The sequence below is a fragment of the Gardnerella sp. CCPDSM genome (assembly GCF_056754715.1).
This window is the reverse complement of record NZ_JBQEQO010000006.1, coordinates 49,689-74,306: the sequence shown is the minus strand read 5'-3', so window position 1 is coordinate 74,306 and position 24,618 is coordinate 49,689. Positions and strand designations below refer to the sequence as shown.

At 40.6% G+C, this 24,618-nt stretch carries 16 protein-coding genes; 8 read left to right on the top strand and 8 right to left on the bottom strand.

The window, feature by feature from the left end; genetic code table 11:
• The first annotated feature begins 1 nt into the window (after position 1).
• Complete coding sequence (locus tag ACTJLE_RS04900) at positions 2-1,120, top strand: sensor histidine kinase (RefSeq protein WP_481267678.1); 1,119 nt, start codon at positions 2-4, stop codon at positions 1,118-1,120.
• A gap of 4 nt (positions 1,121-1,124) precedes the next feature.
• Here ACTJLE_RS04900 and ACTJLE_RS04895 read toward each other — a convergent pair whose 3' ends face one another.
• Both ACTJLE_RS04895 and ACTJLE_RS04890 read right to left on the bottom strand, forming a co-directional pair.
• Positions 1,125-1,994 (bottom strand): ComF family protein, encoded by an 870-nt coding sequence (locus tag ACTJLE_RS04895; protein WP_481267677.1) that lies wholly within the window; start codon positions 1,992-1,994, stop codon positions 1,125-1,127.
• A gap of 272 nt (positions 1,995-2,266) precedes the next feature.
• On the bottom strand, positions 2,267-3,085 hold the full coding sequence (locus ACTJLE_RS04890; protein WP_481267676.1) for an HAD-IIB family hydrolase: 819 nt from the start codon (positions 3,083-3,085) through the stop codon (positions 2,267-2,269).
• Between the two features lie 143 nt (positions 3,086-3,228).
• On the opposite strand from ACTJLE_RS04890, the gene ACTJLE_RS04885 reads away from it, so the two are divergent.
• Positions 3,229-3,657 carry a metallopeptidase family protein gene (locus tag ACTJLE_RS04885; protein ID WP_481267675.1) on the top strand — a complete coding sequence of 143 codons (429 nt, stop codon included), beginning with the start codon at positions 3,229-3,231 and terminating at the stop codon, positions 3,655-3,657.
• A gap of 3 nt (positions 3,658-3,660) precedes the next feature.
• Here the strand turns inward: ACTJLE_RS04885 and ACTJLE_RS04880 are convergent, their stop codons facing one another.
• The 3 genes from ACTJLE_RS04880 to ACTJLE_RS04870 are packed head-to-tail and all read right to left on the bottom strand — an operon-like array spanning position 3,661 to position 9,675.
• On the bottom strand, positions 3,661-4,620 hold the full coding sequence (locus ACTJLE_RS04880) for a nucleoside hydrolase (protein WP_481267674.1): 960 nt from the start codon (positions 4,618-4,620) through the stop codon (positions 3,661-3,663).
• Positions 4,621-4,676: 56 nt separating this feature from the next.
• Entirely contained in the window at positions 4,677-6,260 is a 1,584-nt protein-coding gene (locus ACTJLE_RS04875) for a DUF5719 family protein (protein ID WP_481267673.1), read from the bottom strand.
• Positions 6,247-9,675, bottom strand: a complete 3,429-nt coding sequence (locus tag ACTJLE_RS04870; RefSeq protein WP_481267672.1) for a glycosyltransferase family 2 protein — start codon at positions 9,673-9,675, stop codon at positions 6,247-6,249. The genes ACTJLE_RS04875 and ACTJLE_RS04870 overlap by 14 nt, the downstream gene beginning before the upstream one ends.
• Before the next feature lie 244 nt (positions 9,676-9,919).
• Between ACTJLE_RS04870 and ACTJLE_RS04865 the strand changes: the two genes are divergently transcribed.
• The 4 genes from ACTJLE_RS04865 (at position 9,920) to ACTJLE_RS04850 (ending at position 15,205) form a co-directional block, all read left to right on the top strand.
• Positions 9,920-11,347 carry an LCP family protein gene (locus tag ACTJLE_RS04865; protein ID WP_481267739.1) on the top strand — a complete coding sequence of 476 codons (1,428 nt, stop codon included), beginning with the start codon at positions 9,920-9,922 and terminating at the stop codon, positions 11,345-11,347.
• Between the two features lie 167 nt (positions 11,348-11,514).
• Positions 11,515-12,816, top strand: a complete 1,302-nt coding sequence (locus tag ACTJLE_RS04860) for an LCP family protein (protein WP_481267671.1) — start codon at positions 11,515-11,517, stop codon at positions 12,814-12,816.
• 67 nt (positions 12,817-12,883) lie between these two features.
• Positions 12,884-14,806, top strand: coding sequence for an FtsK/SpoIIIE domain-containing protein (locus ACTJLE_RS04855; protein WP_481267670.1), 1,923 nt, complete (start codon positions 12,884-12,886; stop codon positions 14,804-14,806).
• A 126-nt stretch (positions 14,807-14,932) separates the two neighbouring features.
• Positions 14,933-15,205: a WhiB family transcriptional regulator gene (locus ACTJLE_RS04850; RefSeq protein WP_481267669.1), complete on the top strand. Its 273-nt coding sequence runs from the start codon at positions 14,933-14,935 to the stop codon at positions 15,203-15,205.
• Between the two features lie 89 nt (positions 15,206-15,294).
• Here ACTJLE_RS04850 and ACTJLE_RS04845 read toward each other — a convergent pair whose 3' ends face one another.
• From ACTJLE_RS04845 to hflX, 3 genes are all read right to left on the bottom strand, one after another.
• The gene (locus tag ACTJLE_RS04845) at positions 15,295-16,779 is read right to left on the bottom strand and encodes a sensor histidine kinase (protein ID WP_481267668.1); all 1,485 of its coding nucleotides are present in this window, start codon (positions 16,777-16,779) and stop codon (positions 15,295-15,297) included.
• A 150-nt stretch (positions 16,780-16,929) separates the two neighbouring features.
• Positions 16,930-17,892: an L-lactate dehydrogenase gene (locus tag ACTJLE_RS04840; RefSeq protein ID WP_004107125.1), complete on the bottom strand. Its 963-nt coding sequence runs from the start codon at positions 17,890-17,892 to the stop codon at positions 16,930-16,932.
• Between the two features lie 140 nt (positions 17,893-18,032).
• Complete coding sequence (gene hflX / locus ACTJLE_RS04835) at positions 18,033-19,493, bottom strand: GTPase HflX (RefSeq protein WP_481267667.1); 1,461 nt, start codon at positions 19,491-19,493, stop codon at positions 18,033-18,035.
• Positions 19,494-19,600: 107 nt separating this feature from the next.
• Between hflX and ACTJLE_RS04830 the strand changes: the two genes are divergently transcribed.
• Both ACTJLE_RS04830 and hrpA read left to right on the top strand, forming a co-directional pair.
• Positions 19,601-20,368 (top strand): class I SAM-dependent methyltransferase, encoded by a 768-nt coding sequence (locus tag ACTJLE_RS04830; RefSeq protein WP_481267666.1) that lies wholly within the window; start codon positions 19,601-19,603, stop codon positions 20,366-20,368.
• A 25-nt stretch (positions 20,369-20,393) separates the two neighbouring features.
• Entirely contained in the window at positions 20,394-24,509 is a 4,116-nt protein-coding gene (gene hrpA / locus ACTJLE_RS04825; RefSeq protein ID WP_481267665.1) for an ATP-dependent RNA helicase HrpA, read from the top strand.
• The last annotated feature ends 109 nt before the right edge of the window (positions 24,510-24,618 follow it).

Below are 24,618 nucleotides of genomic sequence, written 5' to 3'. Positions count from 1 at the left end.
TATGAATACTAAAGCAAACGCTAAAACAAACGCTAAAGCAAACGTTAAAACAACAGATTCCGCCAACGAAGTAAATTCTTCTTCAAAACACAACTACCCAAATCGTCCTGTAGGATTCTTCTCTTCGTTAAAAATTGAGCTTTCTGCAATTATTCTTTTCGCAACAGCTATTGCATTCGTAATGGCTTGGTTCCTGCTTAAAACTGGCTTAAATGGTTGGATTGCTATGCCACTAACACTAGTTGTTGCTTTAGGAATTACTTACGTATTTTCGCGAGGACTTACAGCACCACTTCGTCAAATGAAAAATGCTGCAGAAGCAATGGCAGACGGTGATTATTCTGTAAGAGTAGCTGTGGAAAATCGTCGCGACGAAGTTGGTAAGCTTACTCTTGCTTTTAACGAAATGGCAGGAGAATTAGAGCATGCGGATCAAATGCGCAGAGAGCTTATAGCAAACGTTAGCCATGAGTTAAGAACCCCAGTTTCTGCGTTACAAGCCATGCTTGAGAATCTTGCGGACGGCGTAGTTGATCCAACGCCATCAAATATGGAAGCTATTTTAAACCAAACTCATAGGCTTGCGGATCTTATTACTTTTCTTCTTGATTTATCTCGCGTAGAAGCAGGCGCCGAAAGTCTTAATATTACTTCATTTAATTTTGCAGAATTTCTTGATGAGATTATTGAGCCGCTTGAAATAGCGGACGCTGGGCATAATCACCACATTAACGTTGATATTGACAACAATATTGAATTAACTGGAGACCAAGGCCGTCTTTCGCAATTATTCACTAATGTTATTTCGAATGCTTTAAAACATTCAGGCGACGGAACTAACGTGCTTATTAGCGCTCATATTAACCACATTCAAAATACTTTAGTAAGCAATGTTGTTAATTTTGGAGATCAAATACCTCAAGAAAAGCGATCCGATATTTTCAGAAGATTTGTTAAGGGGAATCAACGAATTGGCACTGAATCTGGCGGAACAGGCTTAGGATTATCTATTGCACGTTGGGCTGCGCAATTACATCACGGAACTGTAAAAGTTGTGGACGACAAGCGCGGACCAAATTTTGAAATTACTCTTCCAATAGACTATAACAATGCAGAATAAACTATTATTCGTAGTCTGTAGTGTCATCCCCAACGTTTATTACGCAAGCTAACGAAAATGCTGCAATAGTGCAAATATTTGCGTTACGCAATGCTGCAACGCAACTGCTCATAGTAGAACCTGTTGTAACAATATCATCTACAATAATTGCTTGATACTCGCTGCTACCGCAGTTAAGTTTTTCTAGCATTTTTAAATCTACTTTGAAAGCATTCGAAGCTCTGCGAGATCTGCCACGAGAACCAGAAGTTTGAACTGATTTCGTATTGATTTTTGAATCCATTCGTACAATATTTGCAACACAAGCAGGAATATTACTACTGCATAAATCCTCAGCAATTTTATTTGCTAAAGGAAGCATATGCTTGCGTCCTCTACGTCTTTGTGATGCGTTAGAAGATGGCATTGGAATTACTAGTATTGGATTTTCGTTACTTGGATTATGAAAATTATTCTTTAGATTTTCTTCGTACAGAAAATTCTGCTTTTTACTAGAATTCGTATAATTATGCGGTTTTGGAATAAGTAGTTTATTTAAAACTGTTATAACTAGATCAGAAAGAAGTTTAGCAAATACTTTATTGCACGCCACATCACCGTGATCTTTCCATAACAATATTGAGCGCCTTACTGATTCGGCGTATACTCCGCACGCATAACGATACCCACAAGTAACGCTAGAAAAAGAAGCTTGCTTCCAACATTTCAACGCATTGCAACATTCTTCGCACAATACGCAATCCGGAGCATCGCATCCTGAGCATCCGCGAGGAAATAACAAATTCCATATAGCAAACGCAATATCTTTCCATTTTGCATAACGCCATTTTTCACAATGCCATTTTTCGCAAGACGACTTTTCATTATTGTCCACAGCCGCGTGGTACGCGAACCCCCCTTTGCGTACCACGCTACATGCCTCTTTCAGATAGATTGCTTACTACCCTGCTTACTATCTTATTTATTACTTTATTTATTACTTTATTTATTACTTTATTTATTCTTTTGCGTCTCCCAACCATGCTGCAAGTATAAAAGAGTTAAATAATTCATTACAACAAAAAAATATCATTGTGGTTAAAAGCTATTCAAAAACGCAAAATTTGTGCATATGTGCATAAAGTAAATAAAAATGACGCTTACTACTTATTTCAAACAATCAAGCACGCGAAGGCACAAGTTCAAAGTATCCGACGGATTTGAGACCCTCACAGCCAAAGCGCCAGTAAAAGCTGTTGGATAATCATTGCCACCGTCATACATGCGATCGCCAATAAAAGACATGTTTTCAATGCTAAAATCGCAATATTTAGCCAATGTAAGCAATGCTTGAGCTTTGTCATCACCGCGCTTATATATATCTATGCTCGTGTAACCACCAGCGTGAACAGCAAAATCAGGCAAAGCTTTAGAAATATTTTGAGCAAGCATATTTTTTAATCTGCCAGTTGGATCCCACGCTCTTTTATACTCAACCGGAGCAAGCTGACCGAGCGCAGAAAAAGTAATTTGACTTCCACGGTTTTCAATCTGCTCACCCCAAAGCATTGAATCACCATGGCTTTTCCAAATTCCCATCTGCTTAGCATATTTTTGTATAACTTCAACAACATATTTAGCTTGCTCAGAATCAATAATATGCTCGTAAACACATTGAAAAGCCTTGTCGTTGTCAACTCTGTAATAACTTGTTCCATTAGTTGGCATAATATGAAGATTTTCAAGTTTAGTATCTTTTAAAAGAACGTCCAAAACTTGACTTTTAACTAAAGATAAGCAGCCGCCCGTAATAATAGCAACAGGAATTAAATTAACAAGTTCACTTAACGCATCTGCCATAGGAGCAAGCATAGGTTTTTTAGAACAAGCCAATGTGTTGTCTAAATCAAAAGCAATAAGAGAAGATTTAGAAATAAGCTCAGGAAGATTGCACTCATCCCAATCATGAACTATTGGTTTGAGCATCGTAGCGCCTCCTGATTTATAAGACTATATATACAGTATTTCATATTGTGCTTATATTTCACATACTTGAGAAATATATTTTACTTAGTTTTTGCTTTTTGCTTTCTTGCTTTCTTGCCCTAGCCTTCTTTTACAGTAGAAGTATGACAAGCGTAATTTGGGAAGAACGACACTACAGAAATCGTCATGGACGAGGTTTAAGAGCGCCAATATTCGGCACTCGCCTACCGCAATATAGAACAGCAAGCGGCATGTTTGACGCTATGGTAGCTGCTCAAATTCGTAGACTTAATAGCGCTTGGAAAGCACTTATAAAAGATGTTCAATTCGCTGTAGAAGACGTACCACCATCGCAAACGGTATTTTGGGAGCATAACCGCAGAATTATGTCTCAAGCATTCCCAGCAAACCGCGGAATACCGCCTCGTATTGTGCTATATCGTATGCCATTATGCACGCACGTAAGCAACAGAACAGAATTACAGTATGCTATTCGCGACGAGCTTGTGCAAAGATTAGCGGAACTGTACGGTAGAAGGCCTGAAGAGATTGATCCTGATTGGGGAATGTAAATATTAATTTTTAGATTTACAAACACCTAAAGTTTTATAAATGTATTGCTTGTAAGTTGAAGCACTTAGCTTACTGCAAACTCTAACGTTTGCATTTTTGCCAGTGCAATTGTTAACATCCACAACAACAGCACCATAATTTGGACCATTAGTAACATCAACTTCGCAATAATACGGTTCGCAAACTTGCACACACGATGGGCATAATGCTGCAGCTACAGCTGAAGGATCAGCCATATCAAGGTAAGCGTCGCCAAAGCGTTCAATATTCATTTGCATAAGTTCTTTATTGCAATCAATAGCAAACTTACCTAACGGCCCACTATTACGAATCATGTCAATCTCTTTAGGATTTAACATGCAATCTCCTAAGCAAGCATCCCAACCAACTAAAGTAATATTTGGCAAACCGGATTCAATAACTATTTTTGCAGCTTCAGGATCCTGCCAAACATTAAACTCAGCAACAGGAGTCACATTTCCTCTACCAAGACCTGCAGAACCCATAATAGTAAGCCTGCCAATCTTACGCATTGCATCTTCATCGAGTCGCAAAGCGAGAGCAATATTAGTTAACGGGCCTAATGTAATAACATCAATCTCACCATCATTGCTATTGCGCAAAAATTCAAGCATTTTTATAACGGCATTTCCTTTAGAAGCTTTAAGCTTATGTGGCACTAAACCGATGTCTCCCATGCCGTCTCTGCCGTGCGTTTCGTAAGCGTACTCGAGTTTTCTCATCAGCATATTGATGCTTCCGCAATAAACTGGAGGCTCATAAGTATTCGCATATTCGATTGTAGTAAGAGTATTAGTGGTTGCTTGACTCATGCTCACATTTCCAGAAACGGTAGAAAACATGAGTATTTCGTAGCGAGAATCATTTAATGCCATAGCTATTGCCATAGCGTCGTCAGATCCGCAGTCTGTGTCGATAATAATTTTCTTGCGTTTAATCATATTTTATTTCTGCCAAAATATTGTGATTATATTTATAGTAAAATTTTGCAAAATATTTAATGCACAATATGGTTATTATTACTTACGTACACTTGCATTTGTTGAGGCTCTAAAGACTGCGATGCTAGCCAAGAAATACCAGCTAAACCTGCTTTATCTACTTCATCTTTGCGAATACGAGCAGAGAATGAAATATTATTTTGCGTTTTTACAGTGAACATTACAGCATCATTTGAAATATTTTCAGCAGGAATGCTTACTACACGGTGAGCAGGAATAACAATACGTTCGCTGCCTGTAAGAAGTCCTGTTTTGCCAAAGCTTTGTAAGAATACAGATGAATCGTTATCGCTTGTTGAAGCAAAGTATAGAGTCGTTTCAGAAGCGCTAACTGGCGAAACGATTGCGCTACTTCCCTGCACTCTTGACGCTTCAACAAAAGCAATATCTGATTGCCCATCTTTGCCATCTCGCGAAACTGACATCATTGCTACTGTTGGCACGCCTTCAATACTTACTGCATGCGTTTTTTCTGGAACTGTGCCAAGATCAATAACCTGTAAATTATGAGATTTTAGGGATATATCTTTTACTTTTTGGGTTCCAGAAACATTTATCCAAGAAATAGTTGCGTTGCCACCTTTGCTAGGCCACACATACAATTTTGTTTGATCGCCTTCGTTAATTCCCGATAAAACTGTGGAATTTGACTTAGGACTTAATGCTCGAATAATATCGACGCCTTTTATTGAAAGGCCGCTCATGTGCACAACTTTTACGAATGATGCAACAGGAGCTTGCTCGCTTTCTGTTTGAACATATAGTCCGGAAGATTTAGGAGCTGCAGCAGAAAGGTCAAAAGAAGCGTGCGAACGAGCTGGAACTGTAAAAGCACTTCCTGTAGAAAGAGCTAACGGATTATTTCCATTCTTAGAAGACCATGCGCGAACGCGTATTACTGTTGGTTTAGAAGTAGAATTAAACGCTTCCAAACGTAAAGAAATACCAGCTCCTGTTTCCGGAATTAAAAATGCTTGCTTCATTAAAGGCGTAGAACATGTGGTGGCAGATAAACCTCGTATATCGCCACTTGTTGCCCATGAAGCCATTGAAGCAGCAATTCCTGTACCTAATACAACTTTAGATAAACGTCCCTCTAAAGCTTGAGCATCATGATCAACACTACTATTGGAAATAAGTGATGAAGTTTCTGAATCTTCTGCTTTTGTTAATAAAGATTCCGTTTCATCATTATTATCTCGAATATTATGCACACCAGCTTTATAAACATCACCAAATGCTCCGTAGCGTGCAAAAGATTGCAAATCGCCTTCTGATTCTTGATATTGACTATCGCCATACTTAGTTGAATCCGGCAACGACAATCGAATAGGGCAAATAGATTGCAAACGCGTGGCACCAACGCTACGAGTTACGCTGCTACTTGGCGAATCAGGATTATCTACAAATTGAGGAAAAGTAAAGCATGACGCTACAACTAACGCTACTGCAAGAAGAAATATTGCGCTTATTGTAGCAAGAGCAACTACGCCGACTAGCTTATGCTTATACGCAATATCTGATTCTGCAGGCAATTCGCCGTGCTTTGAAGTATCATGAGGACTCTTACGCCAACTCATCTAATTCCTCCTCATGCAAATCATCAGAACGCTCGATCATAGTATGTCTTCCAAAACGAGGAACCGCAACTAAGCAATATACTAGTAATACTATTACGGATGAAACCACCCAAGGTATTCTCCAAGAAAGCGGTCTTGAACGATAATATGGAGAAGTTTCTTTTAATGATTTAGCATCATACATTCCATCAAAACGGAAATAAGTTCCTTGAGGCAAAGACACTACTAATTGAGCACTTTCAGCAGCATTCACATGCGCTATTAAACGCTCAGTAGCTTCTTTATTAATATTGTTTTCTAAGTTTGCAACAGGATGCAACAATTGCTGTATTGACATTTTACTTGCTTTAACAGCTTTATGAGAGCTAGCATCGTTTACAATATAAATTCCACCAACACCAAGCTGCTTTAAGGTATCTATTGCGCCATTATCTGCATGAGATAGCAACTTAGAAGCTGAGAGAGACAAAGCTTTAGAGCTTTGAGAGTCGCCAAACATAACTTTTCTAACTCGTAGCGCAGGAGACTCGTCTATAACATCTCCCCTAGCAGTACGCATTACTGCAATTTCTAGCTCATGACTACTTATAGCTTTAAGAGCTAGAACTCGATGCATATCATCTTTATCTAAATAGTCAGTAACAACCATTGGAAGGCCACTATTACTTGCAGCAATTGACGTTGCCGGTCCGCTTAATACTGCAAAAAGACCAAGTAGTATAGCCATAGCTAACATTCCACTAGCAAGAACAGCTCTTGCAATACGGATTATATGTTGCAAAAGTCTTGCTGCGGAACGACGCATTGCAGCGCGCCTATCAGTTCTAGTTTTATAACCTTCAGCAGGCACAGATTCTGGTTTTTTCGTAACGCGCAAAGGCTCGAAGCGACGCACAGCTTGACCTGCAACCATGCACATACACGCCAAAACGCCTACTGTAGATAATGCTACGCCTGGCAAAACGCTAGCAGCAACAGGGCCAGTAGTATCCGCAGCAATTACAATACGCGCTGAAACTAGCGATAAAACCATTCCGCTAATAATAACAACCCACATCATGCGAGAAACACGTAAAGCGAATGGTAAAACTAATGCTGCAACAGCCATGAAACATGCCAAAGCTGCAAAAATCATCATAATTATTGTTCTTAAACTAAGCAATGGCATATTAACAGCAACATGAGGAGAACTCATATTCAAAGCGTGTAAAAGAACGTCAATATAACCTTGAGCGCGAGGAGCTCCTTGAACACTTCGCAAAGGCAAAGCCATGCTAGAGAATAGTTGACGCCACATTCCCGAAGAACCGTAGCGTATTGCACTACCTATTGTTGGCAGCAGAACAATAATTGATGGAATCGGCACAAGCAAAAACATAAGCCTATGCGAACGAACCATAATAAAGGATGCAACAAAAATCACAACAAGAGGAAATATAAGCTGAGGTTCTGCAGCAACTGGAACCATAAAGCAAAGAGCAGCACACGCAGCGCACTGAACGGAAGAAACAGGACGAACTGGATCTTCAGTTACGTACATGCCAACAGCGTGGAATGAGAAAGCAAAAGCTGCAGGCAAAAATACCATAGTCATCAGCATTGGCAAATCGCCACGTGCAAATAAGCCGAAAGCTATTGCAATCATAGTCCAGCAAATTCCTGTGCACACGCGCACAGTATCAGAACGAGTAAATACGCCTGCAAGCGCCCAGAAACTTAAGCACATAGCTGGAGCTGCCAAGAAGAACATAAGAGTAATTGACAGCAACGGGTTTGCTCCAACAATTAGCGAAGCTAACGCCCACACACTTAGCCAAGGAGAAGGAGGAAGAGCAGGGCCAAAACCATCGTCAGGAATCCAAGAGCCAATTGCAGCATTGAAAAGCTGATGGAAATTAGCTCCTGTTGGCAACCATTCTTGCGCATACCAAGACGCTCCGCCTAAAACATCACGCCACGGAGCACCATATAAATGCAATATGACTGCAAAAAGCAGCATAGATGCGAGAATAACAGCACTCCACCTACGCAAAACACGAATATGCAAATGCCGTCTTGCTAAAGGACTTAACAATACGCAATGCTGCTGGGCTTTAAAAGCTGCGCTTCTGTCTTTCCATCTAAGAACTTGATGACGATCTGCAACCAAAGACGTAAGTCTTTTTAACGAAACGCGAGTATTTCTTGCAACTCTGCGGCGAGCAAACACAGCACGAGGCAACTGCATAATAGCAAGCCAAGGAAGTATCAACCTAATCCAAGCAACGTAAGGATGCTTAGCAAAAAGTGAATACAATGCTCCTACTAATGATGTTGGCAAACTGCAAAGCCAAATTAAAGGCCATAGAAGCATGCGAGTATCAGTGTATTTGTAACGCTGATTTGCTATTAAAGAATATCCAATTCCGTTACTAATGCCAGATTTTTCAGAAGTTCTCGCTTCTCCACCTCTAGTACGAAGACCTTCCAATCGTGCTCTTCTATGCGCAATACGCGCAGAAGGCACAACTACTACTCGACCACCAGAAAGGCATACTCTACGGCAAAAATCTCTTGACTCACCAAAAGTTGTCATCCAAGGCTGAGTTCCACGTAAAGTCTGCCATGCTGTTAACGTAACTAAAGATCCAGCCAGCGAAACTGCATACACATCGCCGCGGCCATCATACTGCTCTTGGTCAGGTTCACCATCAACTGTAAGAGTGTGCACAGTATGATGCCATGCGTACATGCCAACATTATGAAGGATTTTTCCATCCCAATCCACTTGCTTAGCACCTATTACAGATGCTGTTGGATTATTATGCCAAGTTTCGCACAACGCTTCTAAGCAATGCGCATCTTGAGGGCGAGAATCATCGTGCAAAAGCCACAATGCGGACACTCCAGCGCATGGCAATAGTTTTCTCAAAGACTTCTCAATTGCGTCACCAAACGAATGCGCTGAAGAGATAGGAATAATAATAACGCGCATTGTTTTACGCCCAATGCTGTTATTGTAATTAACATTTGGCTTATACTTTGCGTTACTATTTTCAACACTATTATTTTTAATATTTTTAATACTGTTATTAGATTCAATATTATTTTTATAAGACAATCTGGAATCACGAGCTATTGCCGAATTAGAAGTAACCATGTTTGTAAAAGACATGGAATCAAGCTGGATTTCCACAGTAGTTTGCATAGTTTGCTTCACACGATTTGCGCAATCAACAATAACCAAAGTTCCAGGAAAAACTGACTGGCTTAACACAGCTTTTAAAGTGTCTTGATAAAAGCGCGTATCTCGCTCTACACACATCATTGCCATGATTGAAGAATCTACTTCGTGAGGGCGTGCTGTTTTCGCAGTAGAAAGCACTTTTAAAACTTCGTCTTCAAAGGCATTAGTATGAGCGATTATTGAATCCATAATTACCAGTTTACGCATGGGGTAGGTATCCAGCACAACACAGACAGTTTTTTAATAGATTTTTAATAAATTTTTAATATATATTTTGGCTAAAAAGCATGTCTAAATCTCAATGGCACGTACTATACTGTTTGCTTATATGTGTTCATTCGGATACTAGCATTATTCCGCATGATTACTAATAAAAACGAAGCTAAAAATAGAAGCAAAATAGAATACACGCCCTATTGTGAAAGAAGGTACGATGGTAACTTCACGGTATCCTGAAGGCATGCAGTACCAGTCAGACGAAGATTGGAATTCAAATACTCCGCATCACAGCCTCGGTTATCGCATGAATAACCGCGCACGCAAGACACTGTGTATACTTATCATCTCAGTTATTACTTTCTTTTCAACTATTATTGCTGCCGTATGGATGGATTTTTCTTCAACCATACAAAACCGTGTCGTAAATGTAATCTCTCAAGATAAGCAAGCTAGTCAAATTCTTGATGCGAATGAAGGAAAGCCCGTAACGTTCCTAGTTCTTGGACAAGATTCGCGCGACGGAAATAATAGAAGCTTCACGCATGATAACGAAATAGGTGATCATCAATCTGACACAACAATGGTTGTGCAGATTAGCGCTGATAGATCCTTTATGAATATAGTTTCTATTCCTAGAGATTCTATGGTTAATGCTCCATCATGCGAAACTTCAAAGGGTATTATTCCAGCTCGTAGGCATGTAATGTTTAATTCTATTTTCGCTAGTGGCTACGCGCGCGGCGGAGATTTAGCTTCAGCAGCATCATGCTCGTTAAAAGCTGTAAATTATCTTACTGGATTGAATATTCACCACTTTATTGTTACAGATTTTAGCGGCTTGAGTAATATGATTGACGCCATTGGTGGCGTTTCATTGTGCATTCCAGTTAGTACTCGCGATAGGTACACGGGAGTCAACTTTAAGCAAGGTATGCAGCATTTAGACGGACGACTTGCAACACAATACGCAAGAATGCGTCACGATACAGCAAGCGACGGTTCCGACATTATGCGAACCACAAGGCAGCAGTACTTAATTAAGCAACTTGTGCATCAAGCTTTATCTAAAAACCTGTTTACGCAAACTCCTGAACTATATCAGCTTGCTAAATCGGCGCTTAAATCTCTTAATATTAGCGAAGGTATGGCAGATGCAGGCACATTAGTTGGTCTTGCGTTGAGTATGCGTAAAATAAACACTTCCCATATTTATGCTCGCACTGTTCCTGTTGTTCCAGACGCAGCTGATCCGAATAGGGTTGTTTGGTCCGATGACGCATACAGCATATGGGATAAAATGCGCGAAAATAAGCCATTGTCATTAAGACCAAACGATACTAATAATAAAAATAAGAAGTCAGCTAATAAGAATAAGAATAAAAAAGACGTCTCTAATGACGACGAAGATATAAGCGAGAACGAGAAACTTAATCGTCTTCCTTCACAAAATAAGAATACGGGAACTGTGGATCCAAAGTCAGGATTAATAAAAACATCTCAAGGAAGTCTTATTGATCCAAATACTGGAGGAATTGTTAATCCTACGGACGGCACAATTCACGATCCACAAACCGGTCAATATGTTGGCATTGCTGATCGTTATGTGAATAACGTGTTATGCGCTGTTCCAAAAAGCAAATAAGCGAATGGAAGAGTAAAAATACGTTTCACTTACTAGAATACGCATAGAATACGTGTAGTAACGTGTAGTAACGCGTAGAATACTCGTAGGATACGCTAAAAATAGTTTATATACGATTGGAACAGTCAACGCTAATATATAAACGTTGAACGCATTTTGGAGGATGCATGAATTCGCAATTGCATAAGGATGACGGTTATGATGACGAAAACCCGCCAATCTTCACTCCTTCACACAATGCGAATTCAGCTCCTTACGCTATTCCCCCAAGTTTTACTCCAAATCGAGCGAAGCAAGTAAAACAATCAAATAACAATACGAATGCGAATCAAGCACCATCATTCGCTCCTGCATCGCATAGAATTCGTAATATTAAGTCGTCTGAGCCTAAAATTATTAAGGTTGCTAACTATGCTCCATCCAATAAGCCAACTCAATTAAATCAAGTAAATAATGCTTCATATTTAAGAAATCAATCTTTTGATGCTGGTTCTAGTAACAATTTTTCTGAAAAATCAATTCACCCGCATCGCTTTTTGCACGCATTTTTTGCTTTAGTTGCAGTGTTAGCAATAGTGTGCGTTGCAGTAGGAGCATATTCGTGGAATTGGGTTGATTCTCATATTAATCGCACACAATGGCTTACGAACACGCCTAGCACGCAAGGAACAGCATGGCTTATATTAGGCTCCGATCAGCGCGAAGGTGCAGAAGCTAAAGAAATCACAGGATTTAGAACCGACACTATTCTCGTTTTAACTAAACCAAATAACGGAAATAGCTCACTTATTTCTATTCCTCGTGACTCTTTAGTGTCGCTAAACGGAAAACAAATGAAAATAAATGCTGTTGCACAATACGCTGGAAACAAAGCGCTTACGTCAACAATTGAAACTATTACCGGACACAGAATTGATCATGTTGCCGAAATACGTTTTGACGGTTTAACAAACGTAGTCAATGCACTTGATGGTATTGATTTGTGCTATAACCGCACTGTAAGCGATAGGTTTAGCGGCTTAAATTGGACGGCAGGGTGTCATCATGTTGATGGAGCCACGGCACTTGCTTTTTCGCGTATGCGCTATGCTGATCCGCAATCTGACTTTGGACGCGCTGCACGCCAACGCATGGTTATTGCAGCTATTATGAAAAAAGCTTTAGATCACAAAACTCTTACTAATTTTGGAAAAGCAAAAAAGCTTGCAGAAACTGGGCTTGCATCTGTTCTTCTTGACGAAAATTCCAATCCGGGAACATTGTGGCAAATGGCTCAAGCTTTTAAGGATGCAACAGGTCCTAAAGGAGTAACAGGAACGGTATATTGGACTAATCCTGATTATAGAGTGCAAGGAATCGGATCTTCTGTTCTTCTTGACGATGTTAAAAATACTGAATTATTTAATGAATTAGCGTCGGGAGCTCATAAGCCGGGAGCGGTTGGTCCGCTAGCAGAACTCACTAAATAAATTTACCTTTTATCCACAAGGCGCACAAATTATTGAAATATGATTTGCAACGTTGCAATCTTAGACTATGAGCGAGGAATCTAATAAAGCAATAAACACTACTAAAATGCTTATGTGCGTGCAAATGGCAGCAAGTATTGTACCGATATTTGCTCATATTGCACTAGTAATAATGGCTTGGATGCAGAAAAACTGGATGATGCTTGCCATGATTATACCTAGCATAATGATGTACGTCGCAAGTTTAGTGCCGCAAATAGTGCAATATATTGCTCAGCGTGAAGAACAAAAAACACAGCAGGAACGTGACGCAAATAATAAAGCTTTACAAAGCAATCAAAATTCTAGAAATTTGCTATATGATCAACAAGTTGTTGAAAGTTTACCAGATACTCTTACGCCAGTTAGCTTGGAAACATTGTTGATGCAGCGAGACACAGCCTTCAGCACAAAACCGCCTTGGAAATTGGTGATACACGAATGGCTAAAAAATACGACGTATGATTTTGCTAAAAATAGTGCAGACGCAGATGGCAAAAGCATAAGCACTCATTCAACTTCTACTATTTGCAAAAAACATCTTATTTCCCCACTAGGCGTAAGCAATAACGGATATTGCTATATTGATTTAGTAAATAATGGTCCGCATGCTTTAGTTGCAGGAACAACCGGATCTGGAAAATCAGTATTATTAACAACTTGGTGCCTGTCTTTAGCTTTTCAATATTCTCCACAAGAGTTACGTTTTGTTTTTATGGATTTTAAGGGCGGAGCAACTTTCGATATGCTATCTAAACTTCCGCACACTATGGGGAATGTAGGAGACTTAAACTTAAAACATGCAATACGAGCTTTACGCGGTCTCGAACTGGAATTAGATAGACGAGAACGACTAGTAGCGCAACAAGGATGCCATAATATTTCTCAAGTTACGCCAGCAGAACCTTCATTACTTATTGTTATTGACGAATTTCACGCATTAAAAAATCAGCTTCCTGATTACATGCCGCGTCTTATACGAATAGCTTCTGTTGGTAGATCTCTTGGCATGCATATTATTGCAGGAACACAAAATCCACTCGGACAAGTAAGTGCAGATATGAAAGCAAATATATCAATTAATATTTGTTTAAGAGTAAGAGACGGCTTACAGTCTCAAGAATTATTAGGCACTTCTCACGCTTCTAAAATAAGCCCACACACTCCTGGAAGCGCATACTACAATCTTGGCGAAGGAGTTGCAGCATTGCGATGCGCTCAAAGCAAGAATCCGAGACGCTTAGTGCGCGCAATACAGTTGGCTGGAAAATTCTTACACCATGAGTATTCTCCGGAATTATTTAGTGCACCATTGCCATCAATACTTTCTTCAGAAGAGATGAATCGGTATAACAACGAAAATTATGAATATTCTTCGTCGCAAAATCTTACGAAAAACTTTCATATTACCGATAATTCAATTCAGCCTATTGCTATCGGTTTAAAAGATGATAGCATCCGGCTGTTGCCAGCATTACTACCGCTTCATTTAGGAAATATTGCGATTATTGGCGGACGTAAGCAAGGTAAAAGCACAATATTGCGCATAATATCAAAAGCTTTACTATTACCAATTTATGACGCAACAACAATGTCATCTCAAAATGTGCAAGATATGAGAAATAGCGAAACCCCATTTCTTATTGATGACGCTGACGAATTTCTTGACCCATTAAACAATCAGCCAGAAGCTATTGCTTTTCAAGAAAGATTGTGTAATAAAAATGCTCCGATTATTTTCAGCACTCATTCTGCTCGTCATTTGCGTATTCCGGAACAAGCGCCAGTTAGAATAATTTTCCCAACAGGAGATGTTGGCACTGATGCAATTCTTGGCATACCTTCTTCAATGTCTAAAACTTTTGACGTTCAAGATTATCAACTTCCCGGGCGATGCGTTTTAGTTACTCCTGGAAAAGCAAATTTGATACAAGTAATGTTTCAAAATTAATAGAAAAAATTAAAATTTCTAATAAAGATTTAAAAACAGCTTGAAAAAAATGCTTATTCATGCTTTCCTTACATTCAGGGGTATTTCTAATACCGAGAATCATAGGTAAGGAATGAGGATTAATTCATGAGCAACTCGTTTGATTGGAGAACGACAGCCGCATGCAGCGACAAAGATCCTGAACTGTTCTTTCCTATTGGCAGCGCCAATACTTCAATTGCGCAGCTTGAAGAAGCAAAAGCCGTATGCCGTTCGTGCAATGTAGTAACAGAGTGCTTAAAATGCGCTTTGGAAACAAACCAAGATTACGGCGTATGGGGTGGCTTAAGCGAAGACGAGCGACGAACACTAAAACGCAGAGTATTGCGCGCACGCAGAAGCCAAGACACGTCGTTTTAGTAAAACGCATTACTCTAGGAAAACGCGTAACTCTATAAAGACGCGTTTTACTGGCAAATCGCGCCCTTATAGAAAGCTTCTAATAACTTTTATTCAATACCAGATACGCGCAATTTAATATCCAGCACAACGCGCGTTCCACCTTCGCGACGAGGCGACCAACGCACTGTACCACCAAAGTCGTTAGTAACAAACGTATTAATAAGTTGCGTTCCAAGACCAGATCCAGATGGTTTTGCCATGCCGTGAGATGCTTCACTATCAATTCCATCGCCATCATCTTCAACAACAATATTAAGATTGTCTCCGCTTCTGCCAACAGCAATACGAATGTGGCCACTTTCGCGACCTTCAAAACCATGCTCAACTGCATTTGTAACTAATTCCGTCAACACTAAAGATAACGGAGTAGCATCCTGAGCAGCAAGACGCCCAAACTTTCCAACGAAATCAATATCAATATTCTGATTTTGCGAAGCAAGCTCAATAGACATCTTCAATAAGCTTGAAATAACTTTATCAAAATCAACTATTTCGTCAGCAGTCTGACTTAATCCTTCATGAACCAACGCAATAGTTTGAACTCTTCGCTGTGCTTCTTCCAGCTCTTTTCTAACTTCCGCAGATTTAGTTTTACGAGCTTGTAAGCGAAGTAAAGCAGAAACAGCTTGCAAATTATTCTTTACACGATGGTGAATTTCGGAAATAGTAGCATTTTTAGTACGTAATTCCTGCTCTCTACGAAGTACTTCTGTAACATCTCGGCATAAAACTACTGCACCAACACGACTATTTGGTCCCCACAATGGCAAAGATCGCATAGAAACTATTGAACGATTTGCTTCCAATTCGCAATCCACATCTGCTTTGCCTGTTAAAACAAGAGGCAAACTTTCTGGAACATTATCGTTAGTGTGCAATAAACGTGTGCCAAATTCGCTTAAATACTCACCTTGCATTGTGTCTAAGCCGCCTAAACGACGGAAACAGCTAATAGCATTAGGAGAAGCGTAACGAACAATACCATCCGCTTCTAACACAATAAAACCGTCCGAAACGCGAGCATTATGACGCTGATTTAGCACTGATTCACGATACGGGAATTGTTCGCGAGGAATCATATCGAACAAGGTTTTTCCAGCATTAATGCTTTCCATTTCATAACGGCCATTTGACTCGCGAGTTGCTAAATTAGTTTCGCGCATAACAAGCCCGAGTGTTTTACCACGATGCCTGATTGGTGCGTAAACATAGCATACAGTTGCTCTGCCGATTGAGCGCAAAGTGGAAGAATGGAAACTTGTTTCTGACTTCATCGCTTCATCAAGCTCTGGAACTAGAGAATCATCTAATTTTTTGCCCAATAAATCATCTGTACGTATCGTAATAGCTGTTGAAGGACGGCACTGTTCAGCAACAACATATTCTCCATCGCCATTTTGAATAACAAGTAGTAAATCAGCAAAACTTAAATCGGCAATAACTTGCCAATCAGCAACTAAGTGATGTAACCATTCGCGATCACTATCGTTAAAATCAGGTCGAGTTGCAAGAATATGAGAAAAATCAGCCATACAGCAATCATATATCGAACTCAGAGAAAAAATATTACGAGGCATGTTGTTAGCACAAAACAAAACCGCTCCCTCACAGTATTGTGAAGAAGCGGTTTAGTTACTTCAATATGAAATTATGCTTCTATAAGAAGGAATAATTTACAAAAATTAGAAGCCAAACTTAGCAGCAGTTTCGCGCAAAGTTTCTGCAGAACGCTTCAATGCAGCCAACTCGCGGTCAGAAACTGGAGTGTTAAGGCGAGAGTTCACACCATTGCGGTTAAGCAAGGTTGGAACAGACATGCACACGTCGGAAATGCCGTGGAAGTCATCAAGCAAAGAAGACACTGGCAAAATGCGGTTGGTATCGCGAAGAACAGCCTCAACAATGTCAACGCCAGACATAGCAATAGCGTAGTTCGTAGCACCCTTACCGTTAATAATCTTGTAAGCAGCATTTACGACTTCCTGGTGAATCTCTTCACGCTTAGCAGCATCCAATGGCTCGTGGCCTGGAAGAGCGTTCCAATCGCACATTGGGACACCACCGATGGTTGCAGAAGCCCACAGAGGAACTTCGGAATCACCGTGTTCGCCAGCAATGTATGCGTGAACGTTCTTAACATTCACACCAGTGTGCTGAGCGATAAGGAAGCGAAGACGTGCAGAATCAAGGTTGGTACCAGAACCAAACATTTGGTTTGCAGGAAGACCGGAAAGCTTCATAGAAACATGGGTTACAACGTCAACAGGGTTGGTAATCAACATGTAAATTGCATTAGGAGCAACCTTAACAACGTTTGGAATAATGGACTTCATGATGTTGATAGTTGCACCTGCAAGCTCCAAACGAGTTTGTCCTGGCTTCTGGCGAGCGCCAGCGGTAATAACAACCATGTCAGCGTCACGGCAAATTTCCACATCGTCAGAACCGGCGATAGAAACTGCAGGATAGAAGCTGGAACCGTGCTGCATATCCAAAACTTCAGCTTCAACACGTTCCTTAGCAATATCTTCAAGAACAATTTCACGAGCAACACCACGCTGCGCAGCAGCGAATGCGAGCGTTGAACCTACTGCACCAGCACCAATAATTGCAAGCTTCGTTGGCTTAACCTGCGAACTCACCATGAGTAAAAACCTCTTTTCGGCAACTTATTAATCCCTTATAAGCGCACAAAAATACGCCGTTTATGTAATTTAAGGGCTGCTCTTATATTAAGAGCTTGTTGGTATGAACACCTTTACTCTAATCGCACCACCGGAATTTTTTATTGCAATGCGACTTGCTTTAGTTTTGCAGCTAAAGAAGGACCAACTAAAGCTGTAATACTAATACCGGTATCTAAGTAATCAACCTTTTCAACTATGCCATTTTCGCGAATTTTTGAAAGAAGCGAACCTTCACTATACGGAATAATCGCATCTATATGAACGCGTGGAGATGGCAACAATTCTTCTATAGAATCGCGAAGTATTTGAATATTTTCGCCACTTGCTGCAGAAACAATAATTGCATCCGGGTAGATAGCGTTAAAATGTTCTCTCGTAGAATCGCTCATCATATCTGACTTATTTAATGCAATAATTTGCGGAATATCTTCTACGCCATCAATTTTTGAAAGAACTTCGTTTACTGCATCAATTTGCGAAATAGGATCCGGGTGGGAACCGTCAACTACGTGCAAAATAACATCAGCTTGGCTAACTTCTTCCAAAGTAGATTTAAAAGCTTCCACAAGTTGAGTTGGTAGTCTGCGCACAAATCCAACAGTGTCAACTAAAGTATAGTTTCTGCCGTCTTGAGTTTGCGCTCTACGAACTGCTGTATCAAGAGTTGCGAATAACGCATTTTCTACTAATTCTTGCGAACCAGTTAAGCAATTAATAATAGAAGATTTACCAGCGTTCGTATATCCAACTACTGCAACTGTTGGAATATCTTTACGTCTGCGAGATTCACGTTTTACGTCGCGCGCAGGTGCCATATGCGCAATATCGTGGCGAAGTTTAGAAATACGATTGCGAATAGCTCGACGATCCATTTCTATTTTTGTTTCACCAGGTCCTCTAGAACCAATACCAGCTTCTCCTGCAGCTCGTCCGCCAGCCTGCCTAGAAAGAGCCGCTCCCCAGCCTCTAAGTCTAGGAAGCATGTATTGCAATTGTGCAAGCTCCACTTGAGCTTTACCTTCGCGGCTTGTAGCATGCTGAGCGAAAATATCTAGAATCACGGCAGTTCTATCAACAACCTTAACTTTAGTTGCATCTTCTAAAGCACGTCTTTGGCTTGGAGGCAAATCGTCATCAACAATAATCGTGTCTGCATCATGTTGCGCAACAACTGCTGCAATCTCACGAGCTTTTCCAGAACCAACATAAGTTGCAGCATCTGGCCTATAACGCTGTTGCAATATGCCATCGCACACAACAGCGCCAGCTGTTTGAGCTAATGCTGCAAGCTCTCGCAAAGATTCTTCCGCTTGTGCAAGAGTTCCTTTTGCACTCGACCATACGCCTACTAAAACAACGCGTTCAAGGCGAAGTTTTCTGTATTCGACTTCGGTAACATCTTGTAATTCGCCAAGACCTGCAACACGCTTTAAAGCGTTTCTTGATTCGCGCTCCTGCCAAGCCTCATCGTGCTGTTCTCTTGATGACGTGTTGTCAAGAAGCACGTCGGAATGACTCAAAAGCACATCATGAGTAGCAGTCCCCTCGCTATCTACCATTATGCCCTCCTGTATTCCATTGTGAATGACGTTTTACAACGTTTGTTTTATTATGGTTAATTGAGCCGACAATACAGAACGATGCGAAAGCAAACAAATAGCGAATTATGAGTAAGCAGCAATCGAAAAAAGCAAAGCAGTTACAAGAATCAGATCAATCGAAAAAAGCACAGCCACAAAATACGCAAAAGCAACAAAAGCCACAAAAGCCACAAAAAATAAGTGGCGAACAATACTTTTCAGCTGAACCTTCATCGATTGACGAGCGTCGCACTTTACACGTAACTTTACGAGACAATGACGTAACTGTGCAGGTTTCTAACGGCGTATTTAGTGCTTCTAGGCTTGATTTAGGCACTTCTGTATTGCTTAAACATGCTCCGGAGTTGCCAAAATCAGGCAAATTCCTAGATATTGGTTGCGGATGGGGTCCTATTAGCCTCGCTTTTGGATTGGAATCTCCAGAAGCGGAAGTTTTCGCAATTGATGTTAATGAACGTGCGCTAGAACTTACTGAATTAAACGCAAAAAACGCTGGATTAAAGCATATTCACACTTCTTTAGTAGATGATGCTTTAAAAGAAAACAATTCTAAAGAAAACAATTCTAAAGAAAATAATACTTTAGAATTTAATAATTTTGATATTATATGGTCTAATCCGCCAATTCGCGTTGGAAAAGAAATATTGCACGATATTTTGCTTACTTGGATTCCTCGCTTAAAAGTTGGAGGAAAAGCTTACCTTGTTGTGCAAAAAAATCTTGGATCAGATTCGCTTATTACTTGGCTTGCAGAAAATCTTGGCGAAAGCTACAGCGTTGAAAAATATGCAAGTTCCAAAGGGTACCGAGTTATTGAAGTGAAAAGAAATTAAAATTTAAGAAAAGAACTCGCATATTATGAAATTTGACTACCCTACTGATCTTCCTATTTGCGCAGCACACGACGAAATTATTGAAGCAATAAAATCTTCGCAAGTTGTGATTGTTTCCGGACAAACTGGTTCCGGTAAAACTACGCAAATCCCAAAAATGGCGCTTGAACTTGGAAGAGGCGGCAGAGGAAAGCAAATAATACACACTCAACCTAGACGCTTAGCTGCGCGCACCGTAGCAGAGCGTATTGCTAGCGAAATGGAAGTAAAACTCGGTGAAGAAATCGGTTATCAAGTGCGATTTACCGATGAAAGTTCATCTAAAACAAAGCTTCTAATCGCCACAGACGGAATTTTACTTGCGCAAATTCAGCGAGATCCTCTACTTACTCGCTACGATACGATTATTATCGACGAAGCTCACGAGCGCAGCCTTAATATTGATTTTCTACTGGGATATTTAACAACTTTGCTACCTAAACGCAAAGATTTGAAGCTTATTATTACGTCCGCAACTATTGATTCTGCAAAATTCCGCGACCATTTTGAAGAAGCGTTACGAATTAAGGTTCCGGTTATTGAAGTTTCTGGACGCACATACCCTGTTAAAGTACTTTATGAGCCGCTTGGATCCGCACCTTCACTTATGCGTCACGTTCCTGGTTTTGCAGACATTACTATGGATGAGGATTCTGTTGCAGAAAGCCAGTTAAGCGAAAGTGATCGTTCTGACATTTCTGACGAAGATATGTCATCTGCAGTAACTCGCGCGTGCGCACAGCTTGTAATTCATTCCAGCCACGAACTAGGCGCTCGTGACATTATGGTTTTTGCTTCCGGCGAGCGAGATATTCGTGAATTTGAAGCAGGGTTGCGCTCTTATTTTGGCGTGCGTGCGAGCGATATGAAGCGTACGGATGCGATTGAAATAGTGCCGCTTTTTGCGCGTCTTTCTGCTAAAGATCAGCATCGCGTTTTTGAACCTCACGCGCATCAGCGAATTGTTATTGCTACTAACGTTGCAGAAACTTCGCTTACTGTTCCTGGTATTCGATACGTTGTTGATCCTGGTTTTGCTAGGATTTCTAGGTATTCTAAATCCGCAAAAGTGCAGCGACTTCCTATAGAGCCGATTTCTCAAGCAAGCGCCGACCAGCGTTCAGGCCGTTGCGGACGTATTGCGGACGGTATTGCGATTCGATTATATTCTCGCGAAGATTATGAGACTCGCTCTCGTTTTACAGATCCTGAGATTTTGCGCACTTCGCTTGGAGCAGTAGTTTTGCACATGCTTTCAGTTGGCGTTGCTAAAACAGGCGAAGATATTACTAATTTTGGTTTTATTGATCCTCCGGATATTAAGGCTGTAAGTGATGGTTTTAATGAGCTTACCGAGCTTGGAGCAATAAGCAGAAAATTTGGCGCAATCACTTTAACGCATATTGGTCGCGAGCTTGCTAAATTGCCGATTGATATTCGACTAGGCCGCATGATTGTTGAAGCTGCAAAACGAACTACTCCGAATACTCTTGCTGCAGTTTTGGTAATTGTTGCGTTTTTGAGTTTGCAAGATCCACGCGAGCGTATGGAAGAACAACGCGAAGAAGCAGATAGACTTCATAACCGTTATGCAGACGAAACAAGCGATTTTTTGACTGCTCTTAACATATGGGATCGATTATTCCAGGCTGACGGAGATATGAGCAATAATGCTCTTAGAAAAATATGCAAGGCTGAATTTTTCCACTTTTTGCGCATAAAACAATGGAAAGATTTAGTAAACCAGCTACAAGACTTATGCAAAGAGTTACATTACAAAGTTGGAGAAGCGATTCCTGCAAAAAGACCGTCTTTTGAAATTCGTCAGCTTCCTAATAATCAGCAGGCTGCTCACAGTCTTTGTTGCTCTTGGGATTCACAAGGCATACATACGTCAATGCTTGCAGGCTTACTTTCAATGTTGGGAATGCAAGTAGTGCGCGAGCCGAAAGCTTCTGATTTTGCTGGTTTAAGCGGAACAGCAAAAATTAGAGCTATGAAACGCGCGCAAAAAATGGCTAAAAATGATTATCAAGGCGCTCGTGGCACAAGATTTGCAATATTTCCAGCTTCTTCTGTTTCGAAAACTACACCTTCATGGGTAATGTGCACTGAATTGGTTGAAACTTCAAGACTTTGGGCAAGATATTGCGCACAAATAGACCCTGCTTGGGCTGAACCACTTGCTAAAAATCTTACACGAATCACTTATTCTGATGCACACTGGAGCGCTTCTAAAGGCGCTGCTATAGCAAAATCTAAAGTATTGCTATACGGATTGCCTATTGTTCAAGATCGCACAGTTCAATGGGCAAGAATTAATCCTTATGAAGCACGAATGATTATGATTCGTCAAGGATTAGTTGAAGGAGACGTTCAGCAACGATTCCCTCACGATGAGTTTATTACGTCTAATCGTGCTGTTCTTGAAGATGCTGACAATCAAGCAAATCGCACGCGTCAAATAAGCGAAACTGTAAATGACGAGGATTTATTTACTTTTTACGATACAAATCTTCCGCAAGAAGCTACTACTATTACAACACTTGCGAAATGGTGGAAAGATAGTCGCGAGGAAAATCCTCACAAACTTGACTTTAATCCTGAAGAAGTTGAGCGTTTACAAACCGCTCAAAGCACTGATTTAGCTGATTATCCTGACCATTGGAATACTGTTGGAACCGACGGGCAAGCTCTTAAACTTCGCTTAAGCTACGTGTATGATCCGCATAATCCTTTGGATGGCGTAACAGTTCATGTGCCATTGCATACGCTTTCTCGCTTAATGCCTGAAGAGTTTACATGGAATGTTCCAGGCTTACTTGATGAGCTTATTATTGGCATGATTAAGTCGTTGCCAAAAGCACTTCGCGTGCAATTTGTGCCGGCACCGGATACTGCTAATAAAATTCGCGAGTGGATTGACGAAAATTACAGCAGTCTTCCTGGTATTGATGAAACTGGCAACGATTTAAGTGATTCAAGTAGCTCAAGCGATTCAAGTAGATCAAGTGATTTTGCGTGGCCAGATTTTCGTGAAGTTTTCACAAAAGCAGCTATTTGTGTAGTTGGAGCGCAAATTCATCCAGAAGTTTTTGACGATGAACAAATTAGCAGACTTGCACCGTACTTGCGCGTAACATTCAGCGTTGAAGAACGTAAATTTACAGGAAATCGCAATAAAAATAACGCTCGCAACAATTCAAATCACGTAAAACCTACAGTTCTTGGCACCGACAAGTCCTTGGCTGCATTACAGCAACGTTTTGCTAAAGAAGCACAAGAATCAGCTCGAGCAGTAGTAAACCGTAAAGCGAATCAGGCAGCACAAGCTGGAAATGTGATTGAGCGAGCAGATTTATTGCACAAGTCTGGAGCTACGAATCTTTCGCGCTCGCAAATGGTGTGGGATGGTGCGTTAAACATGCTTAGACTAGATGATAAACGCATTACTTCTCGCTGGCTTGGATCCGAAGCGTTACTTCTTGCAGCTGCACCTTATTCTTCGTCTAAAACTCTTGCTGAAGATTTACAAATGGCTGCAGTAAAGCGATTGCTTCCTAATACGGAAAATATTAGCAACGACTCTTTGCTTCAAGAGGCTGTTGCTAACGTATCCGAAGTGTATGAAGACACAGTGTATGCGATTGCTCACGATGTTATTAATATTTTGAAACGTCAAGCAGAAGTAAGTAAAGCTGTTTCCGGAAAAGCTGATTTGCCGTTGCTGTCAGTGCTTCAATCTATTCGCGAGCATGTTGCAAGCCTTGTTTACGAAGGTTTTATTGCTAAAACACCATCTGAGTCTTTGCGTCGTATTGAAAAATATTTACACGCAGACGTAATTAGACTTACTAAAGCTAAAGCAGACAAAAATCGCGATGTTCGATGGGCTTGGGAAGCTGAAGAAGCGCGCAAGATTGTAGAAAAAGCACAAGATAAAGCAAGTAAACTTCCATCTGGTCCGTCTCATGATGAAGCGCAATCTAAAGCAGAAAAATTACGTTGGATGTGCGAAGAGTTTTATGTGTCACTTTGGGCGCAAGAGCTTGGCACAGCCTACCCGATTAGCATACAAAGAATGCGAAAGCTAGACGCATAAAAAATAAGTATCTAAAAAAAAATAAGTATCGAAAAACAAGTATCTAAAAAGTAGACGGTCGCACGTATTTTGTACGACCGTCTACATTTATTTTTGTTTGCTTTGATTA

Bases quoted from the DNA above. Each gene is read 5' to 3' on its own strand.
- ACTJLE_RS04900 (WP_481267678.1), top strand. From the start codon at position 2: ATGAATACTAAAGCAAACGCTAAAACAAACGCTAAAGCAAACGTTAAA.
- ACTJLE_RS04890 (WP_481267676.1), bottom strand. From the start codon at position 3,085: ATGCTCAAACCAATAGTTCATGATTGGGATGAGTGCAATCTTCCTGAG.
- ACTJLE_RS04885 (WP_481267675.1), top strand. From the start codon at position 3,229: ATGACAAGCGTAATTTGGGAAGAACGACACTACAGAAATCGTCATGGA.
- ACTJLE_RS04880 (WP_481267674.1), bottom strand. From the start codon at position 4,620: ATGATTAAACGCAAGAAAATTATTATCGACACAGACTGCGGATCTGAC.
- ACTJLE_RS04875 (WP_481267673.1), bottom strand. From the start codon at position 6,260: ATGAGTTGGCGTAAGAGTCCTCATGATACTTCAAAGCACGGCGAATTG.
- ACTJLE_RS04870 (WP_481267672.1), bottom strand. From the start codon at position 9,675: ATGGATTCAATAATCGCTCATACTAATGCCTTTGAAGACGAAGTTTTA.
- ACTJLE_RS04865 (WP_481267739.1), top strand. From the start codon at position 9,920: ATGGTAACTTCACGGTATCCTGAAGGCATGCAGTACCAGTCAGACGAA.
- ACTJLE_RS04860 (WP_481267671.1), top strand. From the start codon at position 11,515: ATGAATTCGCAATTGCATAAGGATGACGGTTATGATGACGAAAACCCG.
- ACTJLE_RS04855 (WP_481267670.1), top strand. From the start codon at position 12,884: ATGAGCGAGGAATCTAATAAAGCAATAAACACTACTAAAATGCTTATG.
- ACTJLE_RS04850 (WP_481267669.1), top strand. From the start codon at position 14,933: ATGAGCAACTCGTTTGATTGGAGAACGACAGCCGCATGCAGCGACAAA.
- ACTJLE_RS04845 (WP_481267668.1), bottom strand. From the start codon at position 16,779: ATGGCTGATTTTTCTCATATTCTTGCAACTCGACCTGATTTTAACGAT.
- ACTJLE_RS04840 (WP_004107125.1), bottom strand. From the start codon at position 17,892: ATGGTGAGTTCGCAGGTTAAGCCAACGAAGCTTGCAATTATTGGTGCT.
- hflX (WP_481267667.1), bottom strand. From the start codon at position 19,493: ATGGTAGATAGCGAGGGGACTGCTACTCATGATGTGCTTTTGAGTCAT.
- ACTJLE_RS04830 (WP_481267666.1), top strand. From the start codon at position 19,601: ATGAGTAAGCAGCAATCGAAAAAAGCAAAGCAGTTACAAGAATCAGAT.
- hrpA (WP_481267665.1), top strand. From the start codon at position 20,394: ATGAAATTTGACTACCCTACTGATCTTCCTATTTGCGCAGCACACGAC.